2 protein-coding genes are annotated in these 908 nt (G+C 34.7%); both read left to right on the top strand.

Annotation, left to right across the window (positions count from 1 at the left end; all coding sequences use genetic code 11):
* Positions 1–96, top strand: a 96-nt coding sequence (locus tag ACFIML_RS09160; protein ID WP_375618343.1) for a TrwH protein, incomplete at its 5' end; no start/stop codon positions are given.
* The gene (locus ACFIML_RS09155) at positions 93–827 is read left to right on the top strand and encodes a type IV secretion system protein (protein ID WP_375688019.1); all 735 of its coding nucleotides are present in this window, start codon (positions 93–95) and stop codon (positions 825–827) included. The genes ACFIML_RS09160 and ACFIML_RS09155, both read left to right, overlap by 4 nt.
* The last annotated feature ends 81 nt before the right edge of the window (positions 828–908 follow it).

Below are 908 nucleotides of genomic sequence, written 5' to 3'. Positions count from 1 at the left end.
TGTGCATTAGCACCAAAGCTAAAACAGCCCAATGATAGGAACCGTGTGCCTATTAATAAAACAATCCCTGCCGAAATTAAGCGAGGAGACAGATGAAAAAGCGATTTATTATAACAGGAATGATTACCTTTTTGGGAATGCTAAATCTGGCACATGCAAATGCAGTTACAAGCGTATCTTACGACCCCTCGTTACATAAGGACCCAACCTCACCACCTGCTCTACCAGCAGAATATCTGGAGCTTATTAATCTATTAAAAAAAGGAGAAATTATTAAGCTCTTAAAAAAACAGCTTGAGTTAAAAAAAGAACAAATTTCGCAAACAGAAAAAACCTATCAGGCTATAACAAATAGTCAAAAAACTGGACCTCAGAAAATAGACTTTTCTAGTTTTTTTCTCAAAGAGCCAGAAGCGCTCTATAAGAAAGATAAGCTTTCAAGGGAATCATATCAAAAGGTATTAGAGGACGAAAACAAAATTTCTGGGACTTTTGATCGAATGGGCACGTTACTTTTTGAGCATTTAGAATTTTTCTCAATACTAAATAAAGCTATAACTTTAAAAAGTTTTGAAAACGTAGAAACTCGTTTTCAATACCTCAAAAGTCTATTTAATGAACTTCAAACAAAAGAAAACCTGAAAGATATTGCAGATCTTCAAGCACATATCGATGGTTCGTTAGCCATGATCCAAAATGAATCTATAAAGGTACAAATGGTAGCACATTTACGTAAGGCTGAGAAATCACTTATCAAAAGGAAAAGACGCGAACTTGATATGAAATTTTTTAACCATGAAGCAAAAGGGATGCCTACCATACGATAAAAACAAAAACCAATGTAGAAGGTTTAGTACTATCCGAACAATTCAGAGGGGCACAAAGATTTTATCAAAGCCAAGATATCG

It is taken from the genome of Bartonella sp. AC62GZZY, from assembly GCF_042196525.1.
Lineage (GTDB): Bacteria > Pseudomonadota > Alphaproteobacteria > Rhizobiales > Rhizobiaceae > Bartonella.
This window is presented reverse-complemented; position numbering and strand designations above follow the sequence as displayed.